This window comes from Paenisporosarcina indica (assembly GCF_001939075.1).
Taxonomy (GTDB): Bacteria; Bacillota; Bacilli; order Bacillales_A; family Planococcaceae; genus Paenisporosarcina; species Paenisporosarcina indica.
Map to the genome: position 1 here is coordinate 892,983 of NZ_MPTA01000001.1, position 24,689 is coordinate 917,671.

Genomic DNA, 24,689 nt, shown 5'->3' on the forward strand with positions numbered 1-24,689 from the left:
TTTTTATTTTCTCTTTCTTATTTAACTAAACTGACTCGTTAGATCAATAAAAAAGTGCCACCCCAGACTTGAAGTAAATAACCACTTCTGCTGAATAATTTACATATATTAACTTATTCAACACAATCCCCAAAAACCCTTCTCCAACAAATCTGCCCCGTTAGTTAAATAAGTTCAAAAAAAGCGTTAATCCTTCTTTCAACAACCTTACTGGAAAATAAAAAACACCCGAAACCTTATGTATCAAGGTGTCCGAGTGTTTCAATAAGTACCGACTAACCGCGTTAATTTTAATTGTTCATATAATTTAATAGCTGGGTTTTCCGCAAAAGCACTAAGACGAATCTCTGAATATCCATCTTGTTTTAACTGATTTATACCTGCTTTCATTAACTGTTTGGATATCCCATTCTCTCTGATTTCGTCTATAACAAATAGTTCATAAATAAATCCGTTCTTCTAAAATAAATCCGTTCTTCTTATCGATAAACTCGATAAACTGGTCTTTACTTGCACCTAAAAGAATCCATCCCATTATTTTCTTGTCCTCTACCGCTATTTAGTAAAAACCACCCTTTTTTAATATTGGACCAATAAGTTGTTCAACTTTTTCATTAGTAGGTTTTACTTCGCCTAATGTCCTAGCATGTAGCTTTTGGAGAAAGTGAAAAAACCTTTTGAAGTTCCAAATCATCTGGCTTTCTAATATCCATTATTAAAATCCCTTCTGGATCAACGCCCAGTTAGTTTAAGACTGATTTTTTATTATTTCATCAAAATAATTATTTGGATTAGAGATATCATTATCAATAAAAACCTTTGTCCAATGCTTGAACATGTCAATATAAGAGTCTTTATCCATGCTTAAATCTCCTAATTGATCAACGTCTCCTTGAACTTGTACATTATCATTTTTCAAATCAACAATGACTGTCATATATATTTTATCTTTGTATAAGACAGTACAGGTTACTTGCTGTTGAAGTAAATCAACTTGAGGGAATTCGTGTCGTACTCCTGTGGGCTTAAAAATTGTATATCCAACATCAGATTTCTTTGTACTATTCTCCATTTTCCACCTCGTTAATTTTTAATAGTTTACTTATTCATATTCGTTGTTTTGTGTTAACCTGCCCCTTTTTAGTACAAGAAGTTCAACAAAAAAGAGTGTAAATCCTTTCTGGATCAACACTCTATTAGGTTTGTCGCTAAAGTGGTTTTCTGAATGAATAACACCATTTTCCATACTCTAACTTTTCTTCGTAAAATCGATGAGCATTTATTCGTTGAAGTCCAGATTCCAATGCTACATACTCTGCTCCTTGCTCTTTTGCCCAACTATGTATATATGATAGTAATTTTTTACCGTATCCAAATGAACGGTATTCTATGTCTGTTACAAAAACATAAATAAAAATATGTCTCTTGTTATAGAAATTCACTCTCCAACTTAAACCCGCAACCGCAACAATTTTTTCATTATTATAAAGAGCAAATAACGTGTAACCGTCTTTTTGCATTTCCCCAAGTAACTCCAAATATGTTTCCTCTGTTAAATCGGTCCGAAGTTGATTTATGACTGGAAATGCCTCAATCCATTGTTCATGTGATGTTAATTCCTGAATGTTTTCGTTCATAAGGAACCTCTTTCTATTAAGTAATAGTTAAATTACTGCTAATTGTTCTTCAACTAACTTGCTGCGTTAGTAAATTATCAATATGTCTTAATTTCGATAGGAATGGCAATATTTCCTCTAATGATACTTTTACTAAGGGGGGACAAAATTGCTACTTTCGAAAGCATGGGAAGGATTTGAATCTGATAAAAGGATCGAAGGTTTTTCTCCACAGACATTGAAAGCTTATCAGCACCAATTTTCATTGCTTATTGAGTATTTTAAGGATGCTGAGATTACAACTCTAGAGACGAATCATTTGAAAGAATACCTTGCGACTTCCTGGAAGCATTTAAAACCAGCCAGTCTTGCCCACAGAATTCGTTTTCTGAAGTCGGTATTCCGTTGGTCCCATAAGAAGGCAATATACTTAAGATTCCAGCAGCAAAAATTAAAGAACCTAAAGTAGGCAAGCGAATCCCCAAATATTTAACCGAAATGGAAAAAGAACTTCTGCATGAAGCCTGTCATTTACCAATTGAGAAAGCAATCTTTGAGTTTATGTTTTCGACCGGTTGTCGAATAGGAGAAATTGTTTCGTTAGAGAGGAACCATATTAATTGGTCCAATCGATCTGCTATAGTCAGAGGAAAGGAGATAAGGACAAATACCCGTCTATCTTTGTCACCGAAAGACACCCCCATAAATTGAGGGTCGCCCAAATGAGATACATCATCAATGCAACTCTGTATAAAAAGTTGCATAATAACGGCTCTAAGGATTTTATATGTTATAGAAGATTAGCTTTTCGTTCCATTAACAGAGCCTTTCTATTTAAAAATTATCGGAAAAGTAAATATAACGAAAGCTGCCCAAAGTCCGTAGACCGGCAAATACTTAGTAACTGCATCTTGGATAGTTGAAGGTCCGGATTTGTTTTGTAGAAAACGCATATAGGAGAGCATAATCCAAATTAGATTTGCACAGATAAGTACGTTTACTCCTAAAACAGCAAGTCTATTAGGCGTAATCCCATAAGAAGAAAGTCTGAACACGATGGCTGACAAAGCCACACTGTCAATGATAAGCGCAAGGACAATTAAGGCAAAATTTATATAATCTGAAATGTTCTTTTTCTCGTCTGAGTCGCTCTCGATAATGGAAAATATGGTAACGGCCAATACACCAAGGAGTATTCCGTTGAAGGCTATCAAGAAATTGCGGTCCAAGAATGGATTCTTTCCGACCCATATAACCGTTATAAGATAGACCAACAATGTGATCAGGACAAGAGGACTAAAAATTTTAGCTATATATGGTGTAATATTCTTAGCAAGTTTAAGATTCATTGATACCAGGTATGCAGCCACAATAGCGAGAGCCGCAGCACCAAATAAAACGACATTACTAAAATAGAAATCTTCTATATCCAGGCCAACAAAGCTAAATAACTGCATGGTTAATGCTGCTAATACCATTCCGCTAACTGCCATGCTGGCGTAGAGAATACAATATTCCAAATTAAATTTAATATAGGCTAATCTTGTACTGCCTTTTGAATATTCATTTCCTGTAAATGCAAGCCCTACCAATACCCATAAGAATATAGGAAGGTGTAAATAAGCAAGGATAATACTGTCTTTATAATTTAACGGCAACATATTAAGATAAATCCCTGAAATTAGGAACAATACTGCAAGGGAATAAATAACACTTTTTTTCGGAGTATTATTGTAAACAAAATAGGCAGCAATAAAGGGAATTATACCAAAAGCCAGGTTAATTGGAGCAATTGCTTCCTGTTCGACAAAATGGAAAATGATCCTGGTGCTTATCCCGGCCAGAATGGCTAAAATGCCCATGAATAAGAAACCTTTTTGAAGCAAGTAAGATTTTTCTGTATTTGCCGTCTCCTTGAAATGCAATCTTTCATACCAAACACCAAGAACCTGAGAATCAGGATTTTGTTCCCATGCGTGTGAGAATGACTTTTTAAAAGCTTTCGGGTCTTTTCTATACACTCTCTCCAGCTCATGAGGGTTAGTAATATTTTCAATAATCAAATTGTTAATGTCCATAGTTATATCTCCCCCTAATAATTGTTATATTAAGTTTCCTCCACTATGTTTAACTGTCCTCGTCACTTTTGTATTCTAAAATATCTCCAGGCTGACATTCTAAAGCCTTACAAATTGCTTCTAAAGTGGATAATCTAATCGCTTTTGCCTTTCCATTTTTCAATATAGAAAGGTTTGCTATTGTTATTCACCTCAGACCGTTAAATCATTTTCTGATTTGATATTAATTGCTTCTTGTAACAGTTTTTGGAGAACAGCCGCAAAGATATAGAAGAGCGGCCAAACTAGCACATGCAAAATTCTGATTGCGATGACACAGTATTTGATTTACTTTAAAGCTTTTACAGATAAATCGGAGAAAGCTTTATTTTTGTCAATGTAGCGTAAGAGTTTGAAAGCCTGATACAAAGCAAAACAAAGTAAAAAGGAATCGCCGATGCCTCAAAAGCGATGAAAACGAGATGTTTTATAAAAGCAAACTCTGGAAGCAATTTTGCTGCAAGATTCGCCATCTCAGACACCAAAAAGATGCACAGAGCAAGAACTGGAACTCCTAAAAGAATAACAGCTATTTTTAAAAACAACGTTGTTACTTTTTCCATAAAAAGCACCTCAGTTATTTATTCTTATTTTGATTTTAATATATATTTTATCGATTTACAATAAATTTTTATTAATTTAGATAATATTTTTATTGTGGTTTTTTAAGCGAAAATTAAAAGCATACCTCAATCTAAGAAATGCTCTATAACTTTAAACCATTAAATTTATAACTTGTACAGCTAACCTCCCCCGTTAGTTTAAGTGTAATGAGATCAAGTATAAAAAACGCCATAAATAAATTCACCAAAAAGAGCGTTAGCCCCTTCCGGAATCAACGTCATGAAAAAATAGAAACTACGATGATTTACTTGGAAAAGGTTTTTGCGAAGGAACGTCATGCAATTCATCAATGGAAACCCGAAGTGTTTGGTGAATATATTTAATAGAATGAATATAAAGGAGAAATTCGCGGTGAAAAAGACAATTTCTGACGTTAACGGAAACGTAGTTCTTTCCTATAAAGAAAATGGATATCAAGCTGTGGTTGATGATTTTATAAACGCAAGATTCATAAACATCGTCACATATAATATCAATACTTTTGAAAAAAATACCGATTTGATTAAAGAGCTTAGGAAAGTTACTAGTTCTACTCCCATTAATTTAATTCTTAACATCCCGTCTAGAAGCGAGGATTATTATAAAAACGGTAAAATCGATCAGACCGCCGTTAATAATGTAAAAGTAAGAATAAAATACACATTAGAAGTTTAGAACGAGAAAAATTTGGTGATTTAAACGTCTATTTGCTGAACCTAAAATGGATAATCCAAATCCAATAATTTTCCGCTTTAGATTTCTAACAACTAAACATTGTTTAGATTGATTTATCTTGTAAAGAAGTAATTTTCTTCTCTTATCATTAAATGCAGCTAAATCTAATTCAATAATTTCATTAATATCATTCTCACGGTATTTCTCTAAGGTAATTTCTCGAGGATTATTAAACAATATTTCGTTGGAACATAATTATCACTTAAATATTTATGTACAGAGTCGCCAAAATTCTAAAAAAAGCACCTCATAAGAGATGCTCGAAAACTAACCTGCTATATTTACGGCTTTAGTACAACTTTTATACAGTCTTCCATTTTGGTATCAAATACTTCATAGCCATGCTTAGCTTGATCTAAAGGAAGTACATGAGTGACAATATCACTTGGATCAACCTTACCTTCCGCAATTAAATTATATAAATGCTGCATGTAGTGAATAACTGGAGCTTGACCTGTCCTAATATTCACATTTCGTTGAAAGATGTCACCTAATGGGAATGCATTATAACGTGCCCCATAAACTCCTGTAATTTGAATTGTTCCACCTTTGCGAACAGCTTGACTTGCAATTACTAGAGCTCCCATTGCTCCTCCTTGTAATTTCAGACCAGAAGCAAGAAATTCCAGTGGAGTCATTTTTCCACTCATTCCTACGCAGTCAATGACTACATCTGCTCCACCCTGTGTTATTTCTCTTAAATATTCACCACAATTTTCGTGATCTTCAAAGTTAACAATCTCCACTTTATTCGTACGTTTTGCATGTTTTAATCGATAACCAACGTAATCAACTGCAATAACTCTTTTTGCACCTTTTAACCACGCAAATTTTTGTGCTAACAGACCAACTGGACCGCATCCTAATATTACGACCGTATCCCCTGCTTTCACTCCCGCATTGTCTACACTCCAAAATGCTGTGGATGCAGCATCTGCAAGTAACACTAAACTTTCATCCGCTACTTCACTGTTTTCTGGAATCTTAAAAGGTGTAAAATTTGCATATGGAACTCTCATAAATTCCGCTTGACCACCTGGGAACCCTCCCGTCGTGTCTGAGTAGCCAAAATATGCGCCCATTTCTCCATTTTCATTCGCATTGTCGCATTGACTTTCTAATTCATGATTACAGTACCAACATTGACCACATGCTATATTAAATGGGATTATAACGCGATCCCCTTTTTTAACTTTCGTTACATCCTTACCGACTTCTTCTACAATTCCCATAGGTTCATGTCCAATAACATAATCCTCTCCAAGGTTTGGGATCATCCCATGAATTAAGTGTAAGTCTGATCCGCAAATGGCAGTAGTAGTCAGTTTAACAATGATATCATCCGCTTTTTGGATACTTGGGTCTTTCACGTTTTTTACTTGAACATTTTTAACACCTTGAAAAGTAACAGCTTTCATTAATTAAATCTCCTTCTATATTCATTATTTCTTCGGTGGGCTTGGAAACATTCCTTTCCGATTTGTAACGCCCGGAAAGAGATTTAAATTAGCTATATCTACTGCATTTTGAGCGGATTTAATATCCAATTGTTTTTGTAGTTCTAAATCATATGGGTTTAACCATTGTTTTTTCATCATGAGATCTGCAATTTCGAAATATAAGGCAATGGTTACATCAAGTTGTTCCTGTAATAACTTTCTAATTGTAGGTGTTGCTGTTTCTGTCAATGCAATTGAAAGATTTCTAACCCCAGTTTTTGCTGATAACAAAAATTCAAGGGCAATACCTGAATCAGTAAGTTCGGGCATTCCAACAGAATTTATAGGATCTAAATAATCATTCATACGAACCGACCTCCGATTATTTTAACTCAGCGTTTGAATATAGTTTTATCATTGCAGTTAAAGCTGGTATAGATTGTTTTACGTCCTTCTCCATTAGCGCTTTTAGATCTTGGTCAAAAACGATACCTTGCATCATTTTAGATTTAAGTAAACATATTGTCTTAAAATTTATTACTTCATGAAATTCCAAAGTTTCATGAAGTGCTAATTTCTTTTCAAACATTCCTGCACCTCCGAATCTTTTTATCCATTAAAGATTACCCCGAAAATGGTGTTTATATTCAGAACAATTGAACAATCTGCTCGTTAATAAAAAGCATCCATCTTTACGGATTGATGCTTTTGTAGAGATAACTCCTATTTTCCAATTTAATGTGAGTAGCATCCTACTTACTTTAAATTGCGAATCATCTCCTTTATTTCATCACGTTTTTGAATGGTTGTATCGTTTCCATTTGGAAAAATCGCTGTGGCACCACCGTCATTTTCAATATCAATTAGTATATCGTCTAAAAAAGTCGAAAGTGGTATGTTGAACGCTTCGTATGACTCATCAAAATTGCAAGAATTCATTTCAGCAAAGCTTCGGCTTGGCCAAACAGGTATTAAAAATGGATATTCTCCATCATTTTCTAATAGTAATAAGTCGCTTTTTTTGTCGCGTAGTAGCCACACTTGTTCATCATTTGCAACCATAGCATAAAAATATACCAGTCGCTTTTCAGCAGGACGGTTTAAAATTAACCGTTTAATTAATTTCATATAGGTCATTCCTTTACAATATTATTAAAATTACACCATAAAATAGTTTTTACATTTATTTCACTTTCGTGCATTGTTAATTACTGGTGTATTCTGACTTATATAATTGAAAAACAAGTCATTATTCAAACACTTTATTTAACTAATCTGTCTTTAAAATCAATAATTCAACAAAAAAAGCTTTAATCCTTCTCGGATCAAAGTCTATTTACACTTACATAAGCTTTGCGTACTCCCCCGCTTGCTCCCTATTCAATTTCTTAAGAGTAAAATCTTTAGCTATTACTTCTACGTAAACATCATGACCTATGACCACAATATGTTTATAATCTTTATATCCGCTTTCTAATATGCTATTTGGATAAAGTCTCTTATTTTTCATCACTAAGCTATTAAGCCAGTGTGAATCTAGAACACTGAGAATATAGGAGTGATGTGTGTGTCCGTACACATACTCAATGAATTCAGCATGTGTGAAGTTAGTTGTCCAACAGTTATTAAATGTTATTTGTCCAATATAATCAGCTGGAGTAGAGTCCTCATTCCAACATCCAAATAAACCATACAATCTCTTTCAGTAACATGAAGAATTACATCCCCCTGTGGATCTTGCCATATTTCAAGAGGTATTTGTATTGCTTTTTCCTTGTCAATTTTTTACGCCCCATTCAGTAATTTTACTCTGCATTAAAGTAAGCCATTCATTCTAGATGCTCAGAACCTTGGGTGGATATATTTTATGTACTCGAGAAAAGAAACCTCGTTCGCGTAACCGATTCATGGCAGTCGCTCTTGTATTCTCCTTCAATACTTCAACTTCCTCCCACGTATGATCAGTGACGACTACCAGCCACTTTCCATTATCACACTCTCCCAAATAGCCACTTACATGTCCGGCAATAATACTTTCTTCATTCTTTATAACTTTTTGAACGTAGTACTTTTCCATTAGTTCGTTGGATATCGTTTGGTACACCTCTAGGTATATACTATCGGATAATTTCGACTTTTTGCGATAAATTCTTTCGTCAAGTTTCGACATTTGGGCAAATAAAAAAGCATCTATTCAGATGCTCATCTCTCCTCGACATATATTTTTTCCAGTAAAGTAACAACCTAATAAGGAAATATAATCTCTTCTTATTTCACTAAAGCACCCGTTACTTCAATAAGAAAAAAAGCAATTTACTCATTTGATTTTAAAATTTTTCATTTCTCATACTTCTTAACTTTATGAATTTTTCAAGGTGAAGATAAATAAAGCTAATTAAAAACCCAATAATAAAACCACCTACCACTGCAACGCCACTCCATTCAACAATATTACCTACAACAACACCCCAAAATACACTTTCCCAATTCCCCCAAAAGAATGGGTCTCCTTGACTGGATATATGTAATTCCGGTCTTGTTGAAACTCCTATAAAAGCAAGTTGAAATGCCATATATAGATAATAAGAAATAATTGAGAGAATCCAAGTTAAGCTACAAGCTAAAGCTGCACGCAATTTTGATTTAGAAATTCTTATTTCAAATATGGCGACAGGAATAAGCGGTACCAACCAAACACCATAAGTTAACATTCTCCAAGAAACTCCACCTTGCCCAAGTACATTAGAAATAAAACTGTGGAATAAAAAGTCAAATACTCCAAATATAAATCCAGTAATAATATAGATGAACCAACGTATTTTCAATAAAATAATACCTCTTTTCGGATTTATTTATCTTAGTTATATATACCGTTTCCTTCTTCAACAATCCTGCTACGTTACTTCAATAAGAAAAAAGGCTTTACTCCTTCTTGAAGTAAAGCACCCGTTAGTTGAATTATTCGTATCAGGAAAATCCATATATATGAAGCCCACACCTATCAACATAAAAGAAACTTTACTACCCACCAAGGTGCAATAGCCAACAAAAAAGTTGTTATTCGTCCAATAATAGTAACAATTATAGAATCTGTAGTAGCAGTGGAAGACGTATTCTCTCCATATCTCTTATGTTTCTCTTTATTGTGAAAAAAACTACTTAAAAGAGTAATTTATGAACTTTCTTTCAACAGTTGGTATGGCAAGGTTTTCAGTGCTTTGATTGTTGGAATCAGAGCTCCAATGACACCAATCAGAATAGGAATGCCAATCGTCATCAACAATACCGTCAATGAGTCCCAAGGGAAAATATCATACATAAAGCCGATATAGCACATGGAAAAGATTACCCCAAGAAGACCCGCTAAAAATCCGATAATAGCGCCTTCCATGATAATCGTGCTGCCAACGGTGCCATTTTTCCAGCCGACGGATTTGAACAAGGCTAGTTCATCTTGTCGTTCCATGACATTCTGCCATAACATTTCCGCAGTCGTCAGCGCACCGACCAACAGTGCTGCGGAAATAATGAAGTAATGCGATTGATTGATTTCTACTGCTACAAATTCCCCCAGATACGATGTGAACAGAATGCCATCCAAGCGGATTGTGACAAACAAATAAAATGATAAAAGAGTGGAAGGGATAGCAATTGCCAGGATAGACAATATGTTTCTGCCCGGCCGTTGAATAATATGGTTCATGACAAATCCACCCAAGAAGTTATTGCTCATGATTCGCTTCGATTGGCGGTTGATTTCCCCATTCTTAATTCCCTGGTAAGGTTGGATTCGCCCAACCTGAATCAGTGGTAATAAAATCCCTAAACAGTAGATAACTACTGCGGTAGCGCTAATAAGACCGATTTTCATCACATTGAAAGTCTGACCATTGGCTACTAGCAATAACTCGACGATGACCGCGGTAATGATAATAATCAATACGAAAAAAACAGATTCCATGATGATTATTTTCCTCAGCATGCTGGTTTTCCAACCGAGCGAAAGAAAGATGCTGTATTCACGCTTTCTCGTCAGATAGGAAACATAGGTAGTCGCCAAGATGTACATTGCTCCAATCAACAGGACCGCTAACAATACACTCGAGTAACCTAAAGAAGTTTCCCGAAAAATCGTGATGGCTGCACCGACGTGAATCCACGGCTGCTCGATCCACCCCAGTGATGCCCCTCCTTCTTTCACTTCAATAATCGTTGATTGCGGTGAAGATCCACGGGTTATGAAGACGTCCAAACCGGTCATTTCTTCGATTTCAGCTTTCAGCTCATCCAGTTTTTGTTGCGCGGATTCGCCCATTTCCTCGATATCTGCTACTTTTACCCGAATAGAGGAAATGCTGTTGCCCCCGGTAATCTCTTCGGCAGCTTCCACTGTCGTCAGAAGGTTCGGTGGACTCGTCAGCAATCCGGTTGGTCCTGGTGCACCTTCAAACTGACCTGGCGGATTGAGCGGTTCATTGTCGGGACCAAGAACGATATCCGCAGTCGCCGGGCGGTAAGTCTCAAGCGGCAATTCCGTTAAAGAATCATTGCTGAATACCAGCTCATCCGGCGAGTAGGTCCCAATAACGTTTAATTTCACCATAGGCAGTAGAGGAACCCCCATGTCATTAGTTTCATGTGGTCTCAACTTTGCATCACGGAAACCTGATTTAGGCAAGCTACCCTCGAATATTTTATTTTCCAATTTAATAGGACGCTCGGAAACTGCAAAACTATTAGACCATCTACTTGGAAATGGACTATTCACTTCCTCGTAGTCCAGCGAACTAGATATGAATGTTAGACCGGTTCCATTAACTGAGACAGACGGATCGGAATCTGGATGTTGGAGTTTATTGAATACCATGTCCTCAAACTGTGTGCCAGATAATTCGAACAAATCTAGTTCTGTAACTTCAACTTCCTGTAAATACGAATAACCTCCCTCATCTATGACCTGATTAACAGTATTCTCCTGTTCTTCCGGGGTTTCAAAAGGGAGGGCTAGTTTACCTAATGTGATTTCGAATTTACTGTTTGAAAAGCTCTGTTCGTTTAACAGGATAGGAATCTCAAATATGCTTTTCTCTGAATGCGGAACATCTCCTTGCAGCAATATCCCACTTCTGTCAGACACTGAAGCCTTATCATCCCGTTGGAAATAACGACTAGTGTTTGATAATGTTGTTGCCTGGTCTAATCCCACTAGCTTGGCTTCCTCTTCAGGATCAATTCCTACGACTAATTGAGACTGCCTTAATGACACCGTCCCGTTATCGCCCGAGCCAAAACCAATACCTCCCTCGGAATAAATGATCTCGCCTGTTGTAAACGAGTCAAAATGCTGTAATGTCTTTTCAGAAAATCCATCATTATAAGTTTCTGTAATAGTATATTGATAAATGCCTTTATTTTTAATTTCCGACTTATATTTCTCGTTCATATTTAAACTGAACGGCATATAACCTAATATTGAAACTGGAGCAGCTATTGCAATATCATTTAGTGATTTAATCTGTTTATATTGGTCGTATGATATGCCACCGTTAATTCCATTTAAATAATTTGGTTCAACTAGTTGTTCTTCGTTGAAGATTGAGCCAGGCGGTGTAACGACTAAATCGTATGCACTTTCCCATTTTTTTTGCAGATTATTATTGACAGTTCCTTTCGTTGTTTCAGTCAAATTAAATAGATAAATCAGCACACCGCTTATTAGCGCGACACCGATAAGCGATAACAGGAAACGCTCCTTATTGCGAACCCATTGTTTTAGCATAAAGGAGATCATACGGTCGTTCTCCTCTCATCCGATATGATTTCGCCATCCTGAATCTGTATCTGGCGATCCATTTTCTTAGCGAGTTGCATATCATGCGTGACGATGATCAGCCCACAACCCGCCTCTTCGTTAAGCTCCAGCAAGAGGGAGAGTATTGTTTCACCTGTTCCTGTATCTAGATTCCCAGTTGGCTCATCCGCCAAAATCCACGCTGGATGGTTGATCAGCGCCCTGGCGATGGCGACGCGTTGCTGTTGGCCACCGGACAGCTGGGAGGGTAGTTTATGTAAATGATCTTTTAAGCCAACCCGTTCCAAGAGAGAAACTGCCCGTTCTTTCTTATTGAAGTCCACTTTCCGCATCAAGAGGGGGCTTAACACATTTTCGAGAACCGTCAGCGAAGCGACCAGATGATATTGCTGAAAGATGAAGCCAATGTCATTGAATCGCACCTCCGATAATTCCCCCGTTTTCATTCTCGAAACATCCCTTTCTCCTAAAAAAAACGAACCGCTCGTCGGTCTGTCCAGCGTTCCGATGATGCTGAGCAGGGTCGATTTGCCGGATCCTGATGTCCCTACAATCGCAATGGATTCACCGGAACGGAGCTTAAGCGTTATATCTTTCAGCACCTGATTTTTAGTCCCACCTGTTTGGAATGTTTTTGACAATCTATCTAATGTAATTGGAATGCTCATTTTGGTCTCCCTTCGTATTCTATCATTTTGGAAAAGTCAATTCCCTCTGTAATTTTCTCAAGAATCCGCTGTACCTCCACCAAGGTAATGATGTCCGCGTTCCCAGAAACGAAGAAAGCGAGTTTTCCTTTGCTGAAAAATCCGATATTCTTGTCTCCGTCGTTTTGGAGATAAAACGTCGTATCATTGGCTTTTACGATTTCTTTAGTTTCAGGCTGTTGCATCTGCTCCTCTAACCATGCTGGAGAGCCGGAACTCGTGTGCCACTGTTCAATGATAAGATGAGCTGAGGAATCAGCACCGGATGTGTAACGATACCGCATGAAGGTATCTTCACCATTGCTTTTGGGGAATCTGACGGGTCCACGGAAATCAGATAGGAACTCTTCATCTTCTAAATACACCAGCCCTATAAAATCCGGCACCTTGAGTTCTGATGCATGAATGTTTTTCCACACTGGACTGATTGATGTTCCTTCCGGCAAACTACTATCCGCGTCTTCCCATCTCTCACCGGCAGTCTGTTGCCAGCCAATGGCATCACCATCCACTAGATAATCATGTAAATACAGGCAGCCGACTCCAAGAAAGGCCGAAGTAAAAATCACAGTCAGCGTCTGAGGAATCCATAAATTCCGTTTTTCCTTGGAACGTACATTTCGAAAAAGTTCTTTCATTTCTTTGTCCGTAAACCTTTTTTTCTTGTATACCGATTCATCCATCAGTTCTCGTAATTTCTCAAGTTCGCTACTCAATTCAGGCTCTCTCCTTTCAGCAAATCTCCAAGTCGATCCCGTGCTCTTCTTAAGCGGGTTCGCACAGTATTTTCGTTAATACGGATAATTTCGCTGATCTCCTTCGTGTCCAGTTCCTCGTAGTAGTAGAGTAAAACAACTTCTCTGTACTTTATCGGAAGCGAAAAAACCGCTTCAATTAACTGGTTATTCTTTTCATTCCGCAATGCCGCTGCTTCTGGGCTATGATCTATAGTGTGAATTAATTTCACTAGGCTATTATTCAAAACTACCTTTCTTAGAAATGAACTCTTTAATATATCCTTGGAACGATTTACGGTGACCCGGTAAATCCACGCCTTGTAAGAAGAAATGTGCAAGCGATACTCATAGTTTTTAAAGCAGGTCAGTAGGACATCTTGCGCAACGTCTTGAGCTTGGTTCCAATCTTTTAAATAACTGTATGCCAGTTTCGTAATCTGGTCTCCATATGTATAAGCGATTTCTTTCAGCCATTCTTCCCTCGCTGATTCATGCGTATCCTCATTTTGATAATCCATAAGCATCGAGTTCACCTCATTTCTCCCATCGTTGCGATAGAGATGGCTATGTATTGCTATCTTAAAGACGAAACAGAATATGCCCCCGGTTCAATTTTTATAAAAAATTTATTTTAATTTATTTGTGTCTTGAATTTTCGACTCACCTGAATCTTCATCTATCAATCATTTGTGTTGAATAAAGGTGGGAAAATGCTTAACTGGTTAAAGTTCATTAATTTACTATGTCCCTTTACTTCATGGGAATCACAATATCTTTGTTTATGTAATAATAAGGAATGCTTTTCGAAAAGTAAAAAAGAAAAGGAAACTTTTAATTAAGCTCCTTCTCTTTCAATAAATTCATATTTTGTGGACCTTTCTTGAGAGTAGGATATCCTGAATGGATAGCTTTCCTTTCTTCAAATATAACGTTTTTTTCTTACTCCTTGTTCAACTAAAGCACCCGTTAGTTGAAGATACGACAAACGAAATTTACTTATCGCTATTAATAATTTCTTTAAACAAAATCACTTCTATAGCTATTTTTTCTTCCTCAATTATTGCCTAAGCTTATTCTACTAACCTGCTGTATTGGTTCAATAAGAAAAACGGCTTTATTCCTTCTTGAAGGAAAGCACCTCGTTAGTTGAAAAAGAAAGTTTATCTTCAGGTTCGAATTTCATTAAAATAATTAAAACTCTTCTATTAAGATAGAGTACATTTTTAAATCTCGATGTTTCCCTTTCACAAATATACCTTTTCTAATAATCCCTTCAAAAGACATTCCTGCTTTTTCCATTACTCGTGCTGAACCAATATTTTCCACATCACACCTTGCTTGAATACGAACTAAATTCATTTCTTCAAAACCGAATTTTATTATTTCCTTTGCTACTTCAGTAGCTAAACCTTTTCCCCAATAGTCTTTAGAAATAACATATCCGATTTCAGCAATTTTTTGATTTGGTTGCCACCAAACAAAATCTATAGTCCCAATAAATTTTCCGTTTTCCTTGTATTCAATTCCCCACGGTGAAACCTGCTTGTTTTCATATTTGTTCAATACAAATTCAACAAAATCTTTTGTATCAGATTTTGTTTCGTGGGTATTCCAGGTTACATACTTAGATACTTCTTCATCTGAACCGTATAGATGCATATCTTCAATATCTTCTAAAATGACTTTTCTAAGAATAAGACGTTCTGTTTCTAATATTGGTAAATCACCATATATTTTCTCAATCTTCATTTAATCCCCTCCACTAATTACTTGATAAGAAACACTACTTCTATAAAGAGGTTGTCTATTCCTCCTTCTCCTTGTTGAACTAAACTGCTGCGTTAGTTTAAGTGTAATATTTCACAATGGATCGCCGAAATCAACTTGATGTTTTGGACGTAGAAATAGACCATCGATATGATGGTCTTGTTTAACTAAAGCACCCGTTAATACAATAAGCAGTTTAATTTAAGATTTATTTTCACTTGAAAATATTAAAAATGCACCAATCATAAAGACAAAGATAAATACTATTAAAGCAAGTCCGAAAACATAAGGTTTTAAGAAAATGCTTATAAGAACAAAAGGGGTCCCAACCATTGCGGATAAGTGTTACATTCGATTGTAAGCAAATTGAAAAAGCTGCCCTGTAAAGGCAGCCGGTTATTCGACATAAGCACACATTAGATGTATAAGGGGTAGCTTCAGGAAAATGCGGATTTACAACGTTAAAATAACCATATTAAAAAGGCGAATTTTTCAACATTTATATTTGAGAAATTGGGCTTTTTTCGTTACTCCGTTAAAGCGCCATTTTATTGAGTAAGAATTTTCTTCAAATCGAGACTTATTGGCATATAACGTTTTCGCATTCACGAACCCTGCGAGACTTAGAACGAAGTTCTTAGGTTTGAGGGTTGTCGCCTGAATCTGGCTACCCTGCTTCTTCTCCTAGCGACTAAGGGGCTTTGAGAGTTTCGCAGCGTGAATGCTGTGTTATATGACGTACTCGAATTCTTCGAGATACTTTCACACTGTTTTTCTGTTTCAATTTCCACTTCAGTAAAGGCTTTTTATAAAACGTCCCTTACTTATTTGTTACCGAGTTGTTCCGCCAAACCGATTAGAAGTCCTTCGGTTCCACGAATATAGCAGAGCCGATACGAGTCCTCGTACTGAACCACTTCGCCAACGAGCTGAGCACCATACTTAGTGAGTCTGGATACCATTTCGTCATTGTCTTCAACGGTGAACATGACGCGTAGATAACCGAGGGCATTTACAGGAGCAGTCCGGTGATCTGATATAGTAGGTGGGGTGAGAAATCGCGAAAGTTCAAGTCGGCTGTGGCCATCTGGGGTAACCATCATAGCAATCTCTACGCACTGAGAACCCAATCCGGTTACGCGACCAGCCCATTCACCTTCGACAGTGGCTCGCCCTTCGAGGTTCAAGCCAATCTCCTCGAAGAAAGAGATTGCGTCATCAATGGATTCTACAACGATGCCGACATTATCCATTCTTAGTAATTTGTTTTTTTTCACAGTTTTATCTCCTTATGTGTAAAAATTTATATCTGATCATCTTCATAATTATTCTATAAAAAAGTTACAAATTCCTTCCTAACAAAAAACACCTTGTCACAGTTCATGTTAACAAAGGAAAGTCACAGTATAGGAAAATGTAAAATTGGGTTTTCGGGTATTTGTTAACGAACAACACTTCGTAAACCCTCTACTCTTGGAATATTCGCGAACCTTATTTCGTGTATGTCATCATGTTCCAATAGTTTCAAAAATTCGATACCGTAGTTGCTATTCGATAAAACAACTTCAACTTCCCCACAAAATATTCCTGTCCTGTACTCCATTAAATGGCCTATTAATGGAATAAGGAACGATTATTGTTTCCCTTCCGACAGCTTTCTATATAATGAAGCCCTAGAAACATTTGTAATTTCACAAATTAGCCCTCCGAATAATAGGTTATAAATTTAAAATAGGCAGATAATTCTGAGTCATAAAAATCCTAAAGGCTGTAAATTAATCTAAAGTACCGTTAGTTAAATAACCTCTTCATACTGGTATGTCATAGTCTAATCTGATTACTGTCGAAATAAACTTCGTAAAAATACCCAAAAAAGAGAAAAGACGCTTTTTATAGCATACTTTCTCTTTTTATATTGCACTCTTTCTTACTTATGTTAATCTTATTTCTCTTTCTGCATCTTCCGATATGCGGTCATATGTCAACAAAAGATATTTAAGCGTTTTCCAAATATTCGTTTATACCCAAAGTTTTTGATCTAATTCATACTTCTGACGCAGATGATGACGAAAATGCATTCCAACAAGATCAAACCACTCCTGTGCATTCAACCATCCAAAGCCTCCATGTTCATCTTTGTAATTTGGGTTTATATCATTTACTTTCAATTTCAATTCTTTCATTCTTTTCATAAGTAGATCGAGCTCCAGCAAAATGTCCTCTTTAATTTTTGTATTATCCGGTGGGGTATCCAGTTCATCAGGTAATTTGATTTTAATTGGTGGGAATCCTCCAATATTGAATAAATATTCGCCAAACTCCGTCTTCTTTCCATTGTTTTGCTCTCCAGCAATTGTCGCACAAGCTTCAACACTATCCAAATATTCATGAGCTACGATAATTAAATGGTCATACATTTGACTGATAGACCATACTCCTTGATCAGGTATGTGCCTTAGTTGCTCAAGTGAATATTCTTCTAAAAAGCCTTTGTATATTTCAATCAATTTCAGAACACTCATGTAAAAATCCTCCTTTTTAAATGATTGTTTAATTACATTGTCCTTAAATCTGCACATCTGTTCATAGATTAAAAAAAGTACTACAAGCACTTCTCCTTAAAAAACGCATCTAATTGTGGAATTAAATAGAGGTGTTATATCTAAAAACATTTTCACTTATTTTTGCCACTATTAACTTAATTATTTTGGGTTAAAGATACCTTTTCCAGATTGCATATCTATTGGCAATGATGAATGCTCGTGAGTTATAAGCCAAGACTCATTTACTTTTTTCAAGCCAAATGTGAAACGGTTGGTCATTTGTCGAAGTTTATCTTCTGTATTTTCTCTGAAAGCAGCGAAAGTCACAGCACAATGCACGAATGCAACATTCGTATTTTCCTCAATAGTTAAATCCATAAAATCTACTTTTAGTAAATATCTGTCTTCATTCAAACCATTAAACCACTCTGTCACACTATCTTTCCATAAAGAGATACCCTTACACTCCCAGTTCCCCCAGCAATCATAAATGTGTACATCTTCGGCATAGATTGATAGGAATTTTTCAGTATCTAGTTCAAAAATGGCACACTTGTAAATTTCAAGAACGTCCTGAACTAACCTCGTTTCATTCGTCATAAAAATCAGCTCCTTGATAAAAATTTAATTCTTTTCGAGAGGCATTAAAATATCTACACTTTATTTAGTGCCTCTGTTTCCCACTAAATTGAACGTCTATTTTTGTAGTTCCTCACTTTTTATAAGCTTTAAACTATGGATCACCACGAGAGGTTCTCCACCTTTGATTTTTAGGGTAAATTATTTATCGTTCTTAAAGTAATGAACAGGGCGAATCTCGATGCGCCACCCAAACTCTTCTCCTTTGTTTACTTGTGTTGTCGGATGAATAGAGGCTATTTGGATCGCCTCATCCATGTTCTCAGCTTCAAAAATGAATATGCTGCCAATCAACTCTTTCGTTTCTGTATACGGACCATCTGTTACGATTACCTTACCATCCACACGGCGCAAGTTTTTGATCTCTGACTCTAGACCTGCATCGAGTAGCACCCTACCGCCTTGATAAAATTTCTCAGTATGCGGCTGGCATTCATCCATCACAGCCTCAATCTCTGCTCTTGGTCGTGCATGCATTTTTTCAGAGTTATAATAGCCCATACATAAAAATATCATTATCATCTCTCCTAAATCATTCAAATTTTTGTATCTATTAATACAACGAACAGCAAACCAAAAAATAGACAAAACTAATATTTTTTTATTTCATACAATCTTTAGCCTGTTTCAATAGGAATTTCTGTTCTTGTACATTTTGTGTTAACAAAGCAGCACGCTGGAATTCTTCAAGTGCTTCCCTCTTTCTCCCTAGCTTTAGGAGAAAATTGCCCTTAACACTTGGAAGTAAATGATAGTTCTTCAATGCCGGAGCCAAAAGTAAAGAATCGACAATCTCCAACCCTGCCATTGGTCCATAGACCATTGATATAGCAACCGCCCGATTCAGTTCAACAACTGGAGAAGGAGAAATTTCAGAAAGTGCCTCATAAAGAGCAGAAATTCGCTCCCAATTTGTTTTTTCTGGAGTGTCTGCTATTGCATGGCACGCAGCTATAGAAGCTTGCAATGCATACATACCGAGTGTGCCTCCCACGTCTTCTGCTTTTTTTAGTGAGACAACACCTCGACCGATGTGTTCCTGATTCCACAACGACCGGTTTTGATCCAGTAGCAAAATTATTTCACCTTCTGTATTTGTTCGTGCTTTAAATCGGGATACTTGTATCTCCATTAGAGCAACAAGACCATAAACTTCCGGTTCTATAAGAATGAGATCTGCTAGAACTCTTCCCATTCTTAATGCTTCATTACAAAGATTCATTCGTATTAAATTATCACCTGAAGAAGCCGAATACCCCTCGTTGAACATAAGATAGATTACTTCCAATACAGAAGAAAGCCGTTCCGCATACGCTCTCTTATGAGGAACCTCGAAAGGAACATTGGCCGCAGCAAGTGTTCGTTTTGCCCTAACAATCCGCTGGGCAATCGTCGGTTCAGGCACAAGGAACGCATTTGCGATTTCTTCTGTTGTTAGTCCCCCGACCAGTCTCAGAGTAAGAGCTACACGGGCATTTTTTGATAATACCGGATGACATGTCATAAAAATCAGCCGCAATAAATTGTCCTCAATATCTTCGTCAATATCATCAGCCAAGTCAGGCTCATAATGTATATTCATTTCATAAACCATTTGTTCATATTTTTGATCCAGTCGTTTTTTCCGGCGAAGCAGGTCAATGGCTTTTCTTTTAGCCACAGTCATCAACCAGGCATCAGGGTTATCAGGAATACCACAGACTGGCCAGCGTTCAAGCGCTATGATCAGGGTATCTTGCGCAACATCTTCCGCTATACTGATATCCCTCACCATCCGAGATATGGAAGCAATTATTTTAGCTGATTCCGTTCTCCAAACCGACTCAATCCTTTGGTGGATGAAAAACTCATTCATATGTTTGTTCCTCCTTTCTCCAAAGAATTCCCTCCTCTATAAAGAAAACGAATGAAAATTGATGTTATCGACATCCTTTTTGAAATTTTTTCGCCTGCAAATTTCTATAAAAAGCCGTCTTCCTCCATTAATGAAAAATGCAACCATTGTTTTTCAATAAGTTTCAAATGGATAGGCTATATTTAGTTGGACAATCAAAAGATAACTTCCTTCTTAAAAATCTGATTAATAATGCTGAAACCCGGGAAGTTTGAGTAAAATCTTTCACATACTCTAATTTATCTTAACATAAATATCCAAATATTCTGTTAGTTATTAATTTATAAAATGTTGAATGTAAATGAACATGTAACAAAACTTGTCCTTTTCTCCACATTAAACTAGTGCTTCTCAAAGAAATCTGAAACATCAAGAGAAAGCTCATATCAATTTTAAACTTTATATTGATGCGAATTGAAGAAACCTAGCAACCTTGTATTAACAGGATTGCTGGGTTTCTTTATTGTTGTATAGATTTGGACTGTGGCTGCTACCGATAATCGGTCATACGTTAACTAAATATATTATAATAATGGACGAACAGAAGGCATCCCGCCCTCTGCTCATTTTAAGTTTTATGATAGATAAATAAAAAAGACCCCAAACGACAGAATCGCCAAGAACAAGATCATCGCTGTATCTTTCAACGAATCTTTTACTCGAATATGGGTAAGAATCCCATGGGATTGAAGCGTTTCTAATTAGTCATTTATAAAGTGCAAAATACTAAAGCATTTTCTTATGAACGTTCTCTTTTTACGAATACTTGTAGGTAATAAGAAAAAGCTATCCTGAATGGATAGCTTCTTTAAATAAAACGCTTGTTTTTCATACTCCTTATTCAACTAAAGCACCCATTAGTTGAATAAGAAATCAAACTAAAATTATTTATTATCTTAATCTCCTATTGCTTCTACCCACTTATTGTTCAGTATGGCTGTTTCGCAAAGTTTTTTTAATTCTTTAGCAAAGTACCTTATTTTTTGGTCATACAAAGTGTCTGTTATGTAAGTACTTAATAAACCATCACAAATACTTATTAATTGCTTTATTTCTTGTTCATAAAACATTTTCACTCCATATTCATCTAACCCAATAAGTAAATCAACGGGTTTTGGGGGTCCCTTTTGCTCGTACCGTGCCCAATACCGTTCTCTTTTCTGAAGATCACCCAACACATCTTCATCAAATTTTACGGACTCTCCTATATAACTTGAACTTGTCCGTTTTTTTGTTTTTTCTCTAATATAGAAATCTATCCCGTTATTTGCTCCATTTAAAATATAAAGATCAAAGGGAGAAATTTCATTATTTAATTCGTCATAAACCTTTATGTTTTCTGTTTCAATGAGAATGTTTGACCATTTTTCTTCTATACGACAACTTAAAACAAGCTTACTGTTTTTAAATTCAGCATCTTGCATTTCTATCTCATACTTTTGGAACTCTTGTAAATCCTTAATACAAACACCATTCTCTAGCTCTAATATGAATTCTCGGCAATTTATTAAATCGCATTTAAGGACAGTGTATGGATAAGTGAAATATTCGAACATTGCAATGGTAAGCATTATGCCGTTATCTGTTTCGCTAACATTACTAATTTTCCCCTCGGAAAATCCAGATAAGACTTCTACTTGAATTCTTTTATCCATCCTAAATCACCTGTTTTCATAAATTATTATTCTTCAAATTATATCAGTTTTTTTCAAGTAAACTGTTTGTTAGATGAAGAAGAAAAAGTGCTGCTAATCAGCCCGTTTATCTTTAACTAAAGCACCTCGTTAGTGAAAAAAGGAGTTTTATTTCTCCTTATTTAAAGTCTTAGCTAATAAGCCTTTATTTGAATTATTCGTCTGAATATTTTCTGAGGTTTTTATTATCACTTTCTCTAAACATTATTCCATTATTTTTAAAGTTTTTTCTTGCTTCAGTAAGTGAATAGTCATAATTAGGACCCCCAAAAACTTCATCCGCATGAGGATCATCTTGTCCATCATCCTGCCACTTACAAATTTTACATATATCATCATTATCTCGTTTTTCTAGTGTAGGAAATCCACAGCAAGGACATATTGCTTTTTGCATCTTTTTCTCCTCCGATATTTTAAATTATATGATTTTCTGTACTTTAACTAACCTGCTGCGTTAGTTCAATGAGAAAAAGCTTCCCTTTAAGGCAGCTACTTGCTTAAATAAAGCATCCCTTATTCAAATTTATGTTCCATCAAAATTATTATAGTTTAATTAAGATGTTTTAAAAAAAGAAAGATAGAATAGGGAACAAAACAAGTAATTTCACTATACTTTGAAACAAAGTTAATAAAATATCTTTTTTCCAAGTGTTATTTTGTGGATAATGGTTGTTAACTCTTTGGAAAACAAGTAGGAAAACCCACCAAATCAATAAACTTAATAAGAATTCACTAATGTTATCATAAAGCAACAAAACCCCTCCTCAATTAAAACTAACCTACCGCTTTACTTTAATACGTTCGCAAGAACAAAACGGTTCCAATTTTACATAAATATTCCATACTAAATAAACAAAAATCCATTTTGATTATTCAACTAAACTGCCGCTTTAGTTCAATAAGAAAAATGGCTTTACTCCTTCTGAAGTAAAGCACCCGTTAGTTGAAGAAGAATCCAGAATGATTCCACTTAATAATAAATTAGGTAACTCCCAATTAAACAACCAAACCCAATCACTAAAAAATATCCTTAAAAGTTTATTGAAGCAGTACACGCAACTCTCTAATTTAAATGAACCACTCACTTGAACTTCAAACATCACGTAACTGAGAAACTCTTAAAAATTTTCATTCCCATTTAACAGGAATCATTAATTTATAAAAAGGAGTATGGTTAATTGTGATAATATAGTTCTAATACAAAGAGGTGATCAGGTTGGCAAAGGAAATAACAAAAGAACAGGTCATGGGTCTTTTATTAAGTGCTTGTCCTTCATACTTTGAAAGATGGGAAAAATACTTAAAAGAAAATTATGAAGACGGGGATGAACAATTAGTTTATATAGAGGTTGCTGATTTTGCTGATCATATAATTGAATTATATAAACTTAATGAAACCGAAGAATTCAAAGCAGTCTTTGAAGTAATCGAGCTTTTACACATACAAGGTAATGATTTTGTTAAGGAATTAGCAACAATTGGACTTTTGGAAGACATTCAACTTAGCCTCTCTGACAAACAGGAGCACGATTTTTTTCTTAAATATTTGAAACCAGAGTCATTGAAAGGGTGGAACTATCTTATTGATTTTTGGTTAGGAAAATTGTCCAATGAAAAATCAAATAGCACTCAGCTAAAACCATCAATGGACTCCTCTAAAAAACGAACTAAGAAACAACGAAAAGATGCAAAGAATAGAAAAAAACAAAAATAAAAATGCTCTATTACTTACTTAACTCTCAACTTTTAAATAGCATCACAACTGAACCACCCTGCCTCTTCAGTAAGAGGCAACAAGGAGCTGTACTCGCAGCTCCCCAAATTGACTAAAGCACCCGTTAGTTGAATAAGACTTGTTTACCCTTCAACGACTGCAAGATATTTTTTGATTTCTCCTTCAGATTCAACAATTAAAATATCTCCTCTTTCTTTGGTGGAAAAAATCTTAGCACTAACAGGAAGTTTATTCGACATCTCATCTTTAAAATCTGTATTTTCATCATTTTTTGTTTTTATTTCACCGATTTGAACATCTTTTGTTAAAGACAATTTTTCAACCCAATCAATATTAGTTTTGTAGATAACTCCATCATACTGAAAAATATCAGCATCAGAGTCCAATGTTAAAACTTCTTTGGCATCAATACTATCAATTGTTGTTACTGTGGTTGTTTCCCCTTCATTGGAACATCCACTAATCATAAATAACGCTAATGCAATCAGGACATAAAATAACCTTTGAACCAATGTAATACCCCCTTTATATATATTAGTCGGAAATACTCTATTATAAGTTTCATCCTCAACTAACCTGCCATGTTAGTTCCTTAAGAATATGGCTGCAATTAGCTCGATGATCTTTAACTAAAGCACCCGTTAGTTGAAG

30 protein-coding genes and 1 pseudogene are annotated in these 24,689 nt (G+C 35.8%); 4 read left to right on the forward strand and 27 right to left on the reverse strand.

Annotated elements, in window-relative coordinates; genetic code table 11:
- Window positions 1-261 precede the first annotated feature (261 nt).
- From GY23_RS18975 to GY23_RS04285, 3 genes are all read right to left on the reverse strand, one after another.
- Complete coding sequence (locus tag GY23_RS18975; protein WP_342742388.1) at window positions 262-447, reverse strand: GNAT family N-acetyltransferase; 186 nt, start codon at window positions 445-447, stop codon at window positions 262-264.
- Between the two features lie 301 nt (window positions 448-748).
- On the reverse strand, window positions 749-1,072 hold the full coding sequence (locus tag GY23_RS04280; protein ID WP_075617945.1) for a hypothetical protein: 324 nt from the start codon (window positions 1,070-1,072) through the stop codon (window positions 749-751).
- A gap of 136 nt (window positions 1,073-1,208) precedes the next feature.
- On the reverse strand, window positions 1,209-1,637 hold the full coding sequence (locus GY23_RS04285) for a GNAT family N-acetyltransferase (protein WP_075617946.1): 429 nt from the start codon (window positions 1,635-1,637) through the stop codon (window positions 1,209-1,211).
- A gap of 148 nt (window positions 1,638-1,785) precedes the next feature.
- Here GY23_RS04285 and GY23_RS18675 point away from each other — a divergent pair, with 148 nt between their 5' ends.
- Together GY23_RS18675 and GY23_RS18680 are read left to right on the forward strand one after the other, a co-directional pair.
- A complete protein-coding gene (locus tag GY23_RS18675) occupies window positions 1,786-2,085 on the forward strand; it encodes a site-specific integrase (RefSeq protein WP_075617947.1) in 300 nt (99 codons plus the stop codon).
- Window positions 2,086-2,114: 29 nt separating this feature from the next.
- Window positions 2,115-2,327, forward strand: coding sequence for a tyrosine-type recombinase/integrase (locus tag GY23_RS18680; protein WP_075617948.1), 213 nt, complete (start codon window positions 2,115-2,117; stop codon window positions 2,325-2,327).
- 119 nt (window positions 2,328-2,446) lie between these two features.
- On the opposite strand, the gene GY23_RS04300 is transcribed toward GY23_RS18680, so the two are convergent.
- From GY23_RS04300 to GY23_RS04310, 3 genes and pseudogenes are all read right to left on the reverse strand, one after another.
- A complete protein-coding gene (locus GY23_RS04300) occupies window positions 2,447-3,694 on the reverse strand; it encodes a DUF4153 domain-containing protein (RefSeq protein ID WP_075617949.1) in 1,248 nt (415 codons plus the stop codon).
- Window positions 3,695-3,743: 49 nt separating this feature from the next.
- On the reverse strand, window positions 3,744-3,881 hold the full coding sequence (locus GY23_RS04305) for a helix-turn-helix domain-containing protein (RefSeq protein ID WP_075617950.1): 138 nt from the start codon (window positions 3,879-3,881) through the stop codon (window positions 3,744-3,746).
- Window positions 3,882-3,886: 5 nt separating this feature from the next.
- Window positions 3,887-4,296: pseudogene (locus tag GY23_RS04310) on the reverse strand (DUF2975 domain-containing protein).
- 412 nt (window positions 4,297-4,708) lie between these two features.
- On the opposite strand from GY23_RS04310, the gene GY23_RS04315 reads away from it, so the two are divergent.
- Window positions 4,709-5,011: a hypothetical protein gene (locus GY23_RS04315; protein ID WP_075617951.1), complete on the forward strand. Its 303-nt coding sequence runs from the start codon at window positions 4,709-4,711 to the stop codon at window positions 5,009-5,011.
- Here GY23_RS04315 and GY23_RS19015 read toward each other — a convergent pair.
- The 20 genes from GY23_RS19015 to GY23_RS04415 form a co-directional block, all read right to left on the reverse strand.
- Window positions 5,000-5,248 (reverse strand): GNAT family N-acetyltransferase, encoded by a 249-nt coding sequence (locus tag GY23_RS19015; protein WP_161487565.1) that lies wholly within the window; start codon window positions 5,246-5,248, stop codon window positions 5,000-5,002. The genes GY23_RS04315 and GY23_RS19015 overlap by 12 nt on opposite strands.
- Before the next feature lie 104 nt (window positions 5,249-5,352).
- Window positions 5,353-6,489 carry a zinc-dependent alcohol dehydrogenase gene (locus GY23_RS04320; protein WP_075617952.1) on the reverse strand — a complete coding sequence of 379 codons (1,137 nt, stop codon included), beginning with the start codon at window positions 6,487-6,489 and terminating at the stop codon, window positions 5,353-5,355.
- 24 nt (window positions 6,490-6,513) lie between these two features.
- Window positions 6,514-6,876, reverse strand: coding sequence for a spore coat protein (locus GY23_RS04325; RefSeq protein WP_075617953.1), 363 nt, complete (start codon window positions 6,874-6,876; stop codon window positions 6,514-6,516).
- A 16-nt stretch (window positions 6,877-6,892) separates the two neighbouring features.
- Window positions 6,893-7,099, reverse strand: coding sequence for a spore coat protein (locus GY23_RS04330; protein ID WP_075617954.1), 207 nt, complete (start codon window positions 7,097-7,099; stop codon window positions 6,893-6,895).
- Window positions 7,100-7,266: 167 nt separating this feature from the next.
- Entirely contained in the window at window positions 7,267-7,638 is a 372-nt protein-coding gene (locus tag GY23_RS04335) for a DUF2750 domain-containing protein (protein ID WP_075617955.1), read from the reverse strand.
- 706 nt (window positions 7,639-8,344) lie between these two features.
- Entirely contained in the window at window positions 8,345-8,680 is a 336-nt protein-coding gene (locus GY23_RS04345) for a hypothetical protein (protein WP_245827567.1), read from the reverse strand.
- Between the two features lie 157 nt (window positions 8,681-8,837).
- Window positions 8,838-9,335 carry a hypothetical protein gene (locus GY23_RS04350; protein WP_075617958.1) on the reverse strand — a complete coding sequence of 166 codons (498 nt, stop codon included), beginning with the start codon at window positions 9,333-9,335 and terminating at the stop codon, window positions 8,838-8,840.
- A 347-nt stretch (window positions 9,336-9,682) separates the two neighbouring features.
- Window positions 9,683-12,301: an ABC transporter permease gene (locus tag GY23_RS04355; RefSeq protein ID WP_075617959.1), complete on the reverse strand. Its 2,619-nt coding sequence runs from the start codon at window positions 12,299-12,301 to the stop codon at window positions 9,683-9,685.
- Window positions 12,298-12,990: an ABC transporter ATP-binding protein gene (locus GY23_RS04360; RefSeq protein WP_075617960.1), complete on the reverse strand. Its 693-nt coding sequence runs from the start codon at window positions 12,988-12,990 to the stop codon at window positions 12,298-12,300. Before GY23_RS04360 ends, GY23_RS04355 begins: the two co-directional genes overlap by 4 nt.
- The gene (locus GY23_RS04365; protein WP_075617961.1) at window positions 12,987-13,745 is read right to left on the reverse strand and encodes a hypothetical protein; all 759 of its coding nucleotides are present in this window, start codon (window positions 13,743-13,745) and stop codon (window positions 12,987-12,989) included. The genes GY23_RS04360 and GY23_RS04365 overlap by 4 nt, the downstream gene beginning before the upstream one ends.
- The gene (locus GY23_RS04370; RefSeq protein ID WP_075618235.1) at window positions 13,742-14,284 is read right to left on the reverse strand and encodes a sigma-70 family RNA polymerase sigma factor; all 543 of its coding nucleotides are present in this window, start codon (window positions 14,282-14,284) and stop codon (window positions 13,742-13,744) included. The genes GY23_RS04365 and GY23_RS04370 overlap by 4 nt, the downstream gene beginning before the upstream one ends.
- Before the next feature lie 673 nt (window positions 14,285-14,957).
- Window positions 14,958-15,515, reverse strand: coding sequence for a GNAT family N-acetyltransferase (locus GY23_RS04375; protein WP_075617962.1), 558 nt, complete (start codon window positions 15,513-15,515; stop codon window positions 14,958-14,960).
- 842 nt (window positions 15,516-16,357) lie between these two features.
- Window positions 16,358-16,810: a VOC family protein gene (locus GY23_RS04380; protein WP_075617963.1), complete on the reverse strand. Its 453-nt coding sequence runs from the start codon at window positions 16,808-16,810 to the stop codon at window positions 16,358-16,360.
- A gap of 356 nt (window positions 16,811-17,166) precedes the next feature.
- Window positions 17,167-17,259 carry a helix-turn-helix domain-containing protein gene (locus tag GY23_RS18535; protein WP_342742389.1) on the reverse strand — a complete coding sequence of 31 codons (93 nt, stop codon included), beginning with the start codon at window positions 17,257-17,259 and terminating at the stop codon, window positions 17,167-17,169.
- A 292-nt stretch (window positions 17,260-17,551) separates the two neighbouring features.
- Window positions 17,552-18,055, reverse strand: a complete 504-nt coding sequence (locus tag GY23_RS04390) for a DinB family protein (protein WP_075617964.1) — start codon at window positions 18,053-18,055, stop codon at window positions 17,552-17,554.
- A 180-nt stretch (window positions 18,056-18,235) separates the two neighbouring features.
- The gene (locus GY23_RS04395) at window positions 18,236-18,676 is read right to left on the reverse strand and encodes a YybH family protein (protein ID WP_075617965.1); all 441 of its coding nucleotides are present in this window, start codon (window positions 18,674-18,676) and stop codon (window positions 18,236-18,238) included.
- 180 nt (window positions 18,677-18,856) lie between these two features.
- Complete coding sequence (locus tag GY23_RS04400) at window positions 18,857-19,231, reverse strand: YciI family protein (RefSeq protein WP_075617966.1); 375 nt, start codon at window positions 19,229-19,231, stop codon at window positions 18,857-18,859.
- Between the two features lie 85 nt (window positions 19,232-19,316).
- Window positions 19,317-20,570 (reverse strand): RNA polymerase sigma factor, encoded by a 1,254-nt coding sequence (locus tag GY23_RS04405; protein WP_075617967.1) that lies wholly within the window; start codon window positions 20,568-20,570, stop codon window positions 19,317-19,319.
- Window positions 20,571-21,505: 935 nt separating this feature from the next.
- On the reverse strand, window positions 21,506-22,264 hold the full coding sequence (locus GY23_RS17785) for a hypothetical protein (protein WP_084543970.1): 759 nt from the start codon (window positions 22,262-22,264) through the stop codon (window positions 21,506-21,508).
- A 193-nt stretch (window positions 22,265-22,457) separates the two neighbouring features.
- A complete protein-coding gene (locus tag GY23_RS04415) occupies window positions 22,458-22,697 on the reverse strand; it encodes a CPCC family cysteine-rich protein (protein ID WP_075617968.1) in 240 nt (79 codons plus the stop codon).
- A gap of 822 nt (window positions 22,698-23,519) precedes the next feature.
- On the opposite strand from GY23_RS04415, the gene GY23_RS18540 reads away from it, so the two are divergent.
- Entirely contained in the window at window positions 23,520-24,017 is a 498-nt protein-coding gene (locus tag GY23_RS18540) for a DUF7674 family protein (RefSeq protein ID WP_075617970.1), read from the forward strand.
- A 143-nt stretch (window positions 24,018-24,160) separates the two neighbouring features.
- Here GY23_RS18540 and GY23_RS04430 read toward each other — a convergent pair whose 3' ends face one another.
- Window positions 24,161-24,550, reverse strand: a complete 390-nt coding sequence (locus tag GY23_RS04430; RefSeq protein ID WP_245827568.1) for a hypothetical protein — start codon at window positions 24,548-24,550, stop codon at window positions 24,161-24,163.
- Between the last annotated feature and the right edge of the window lie 139 nt (window positions 24,551-24,689).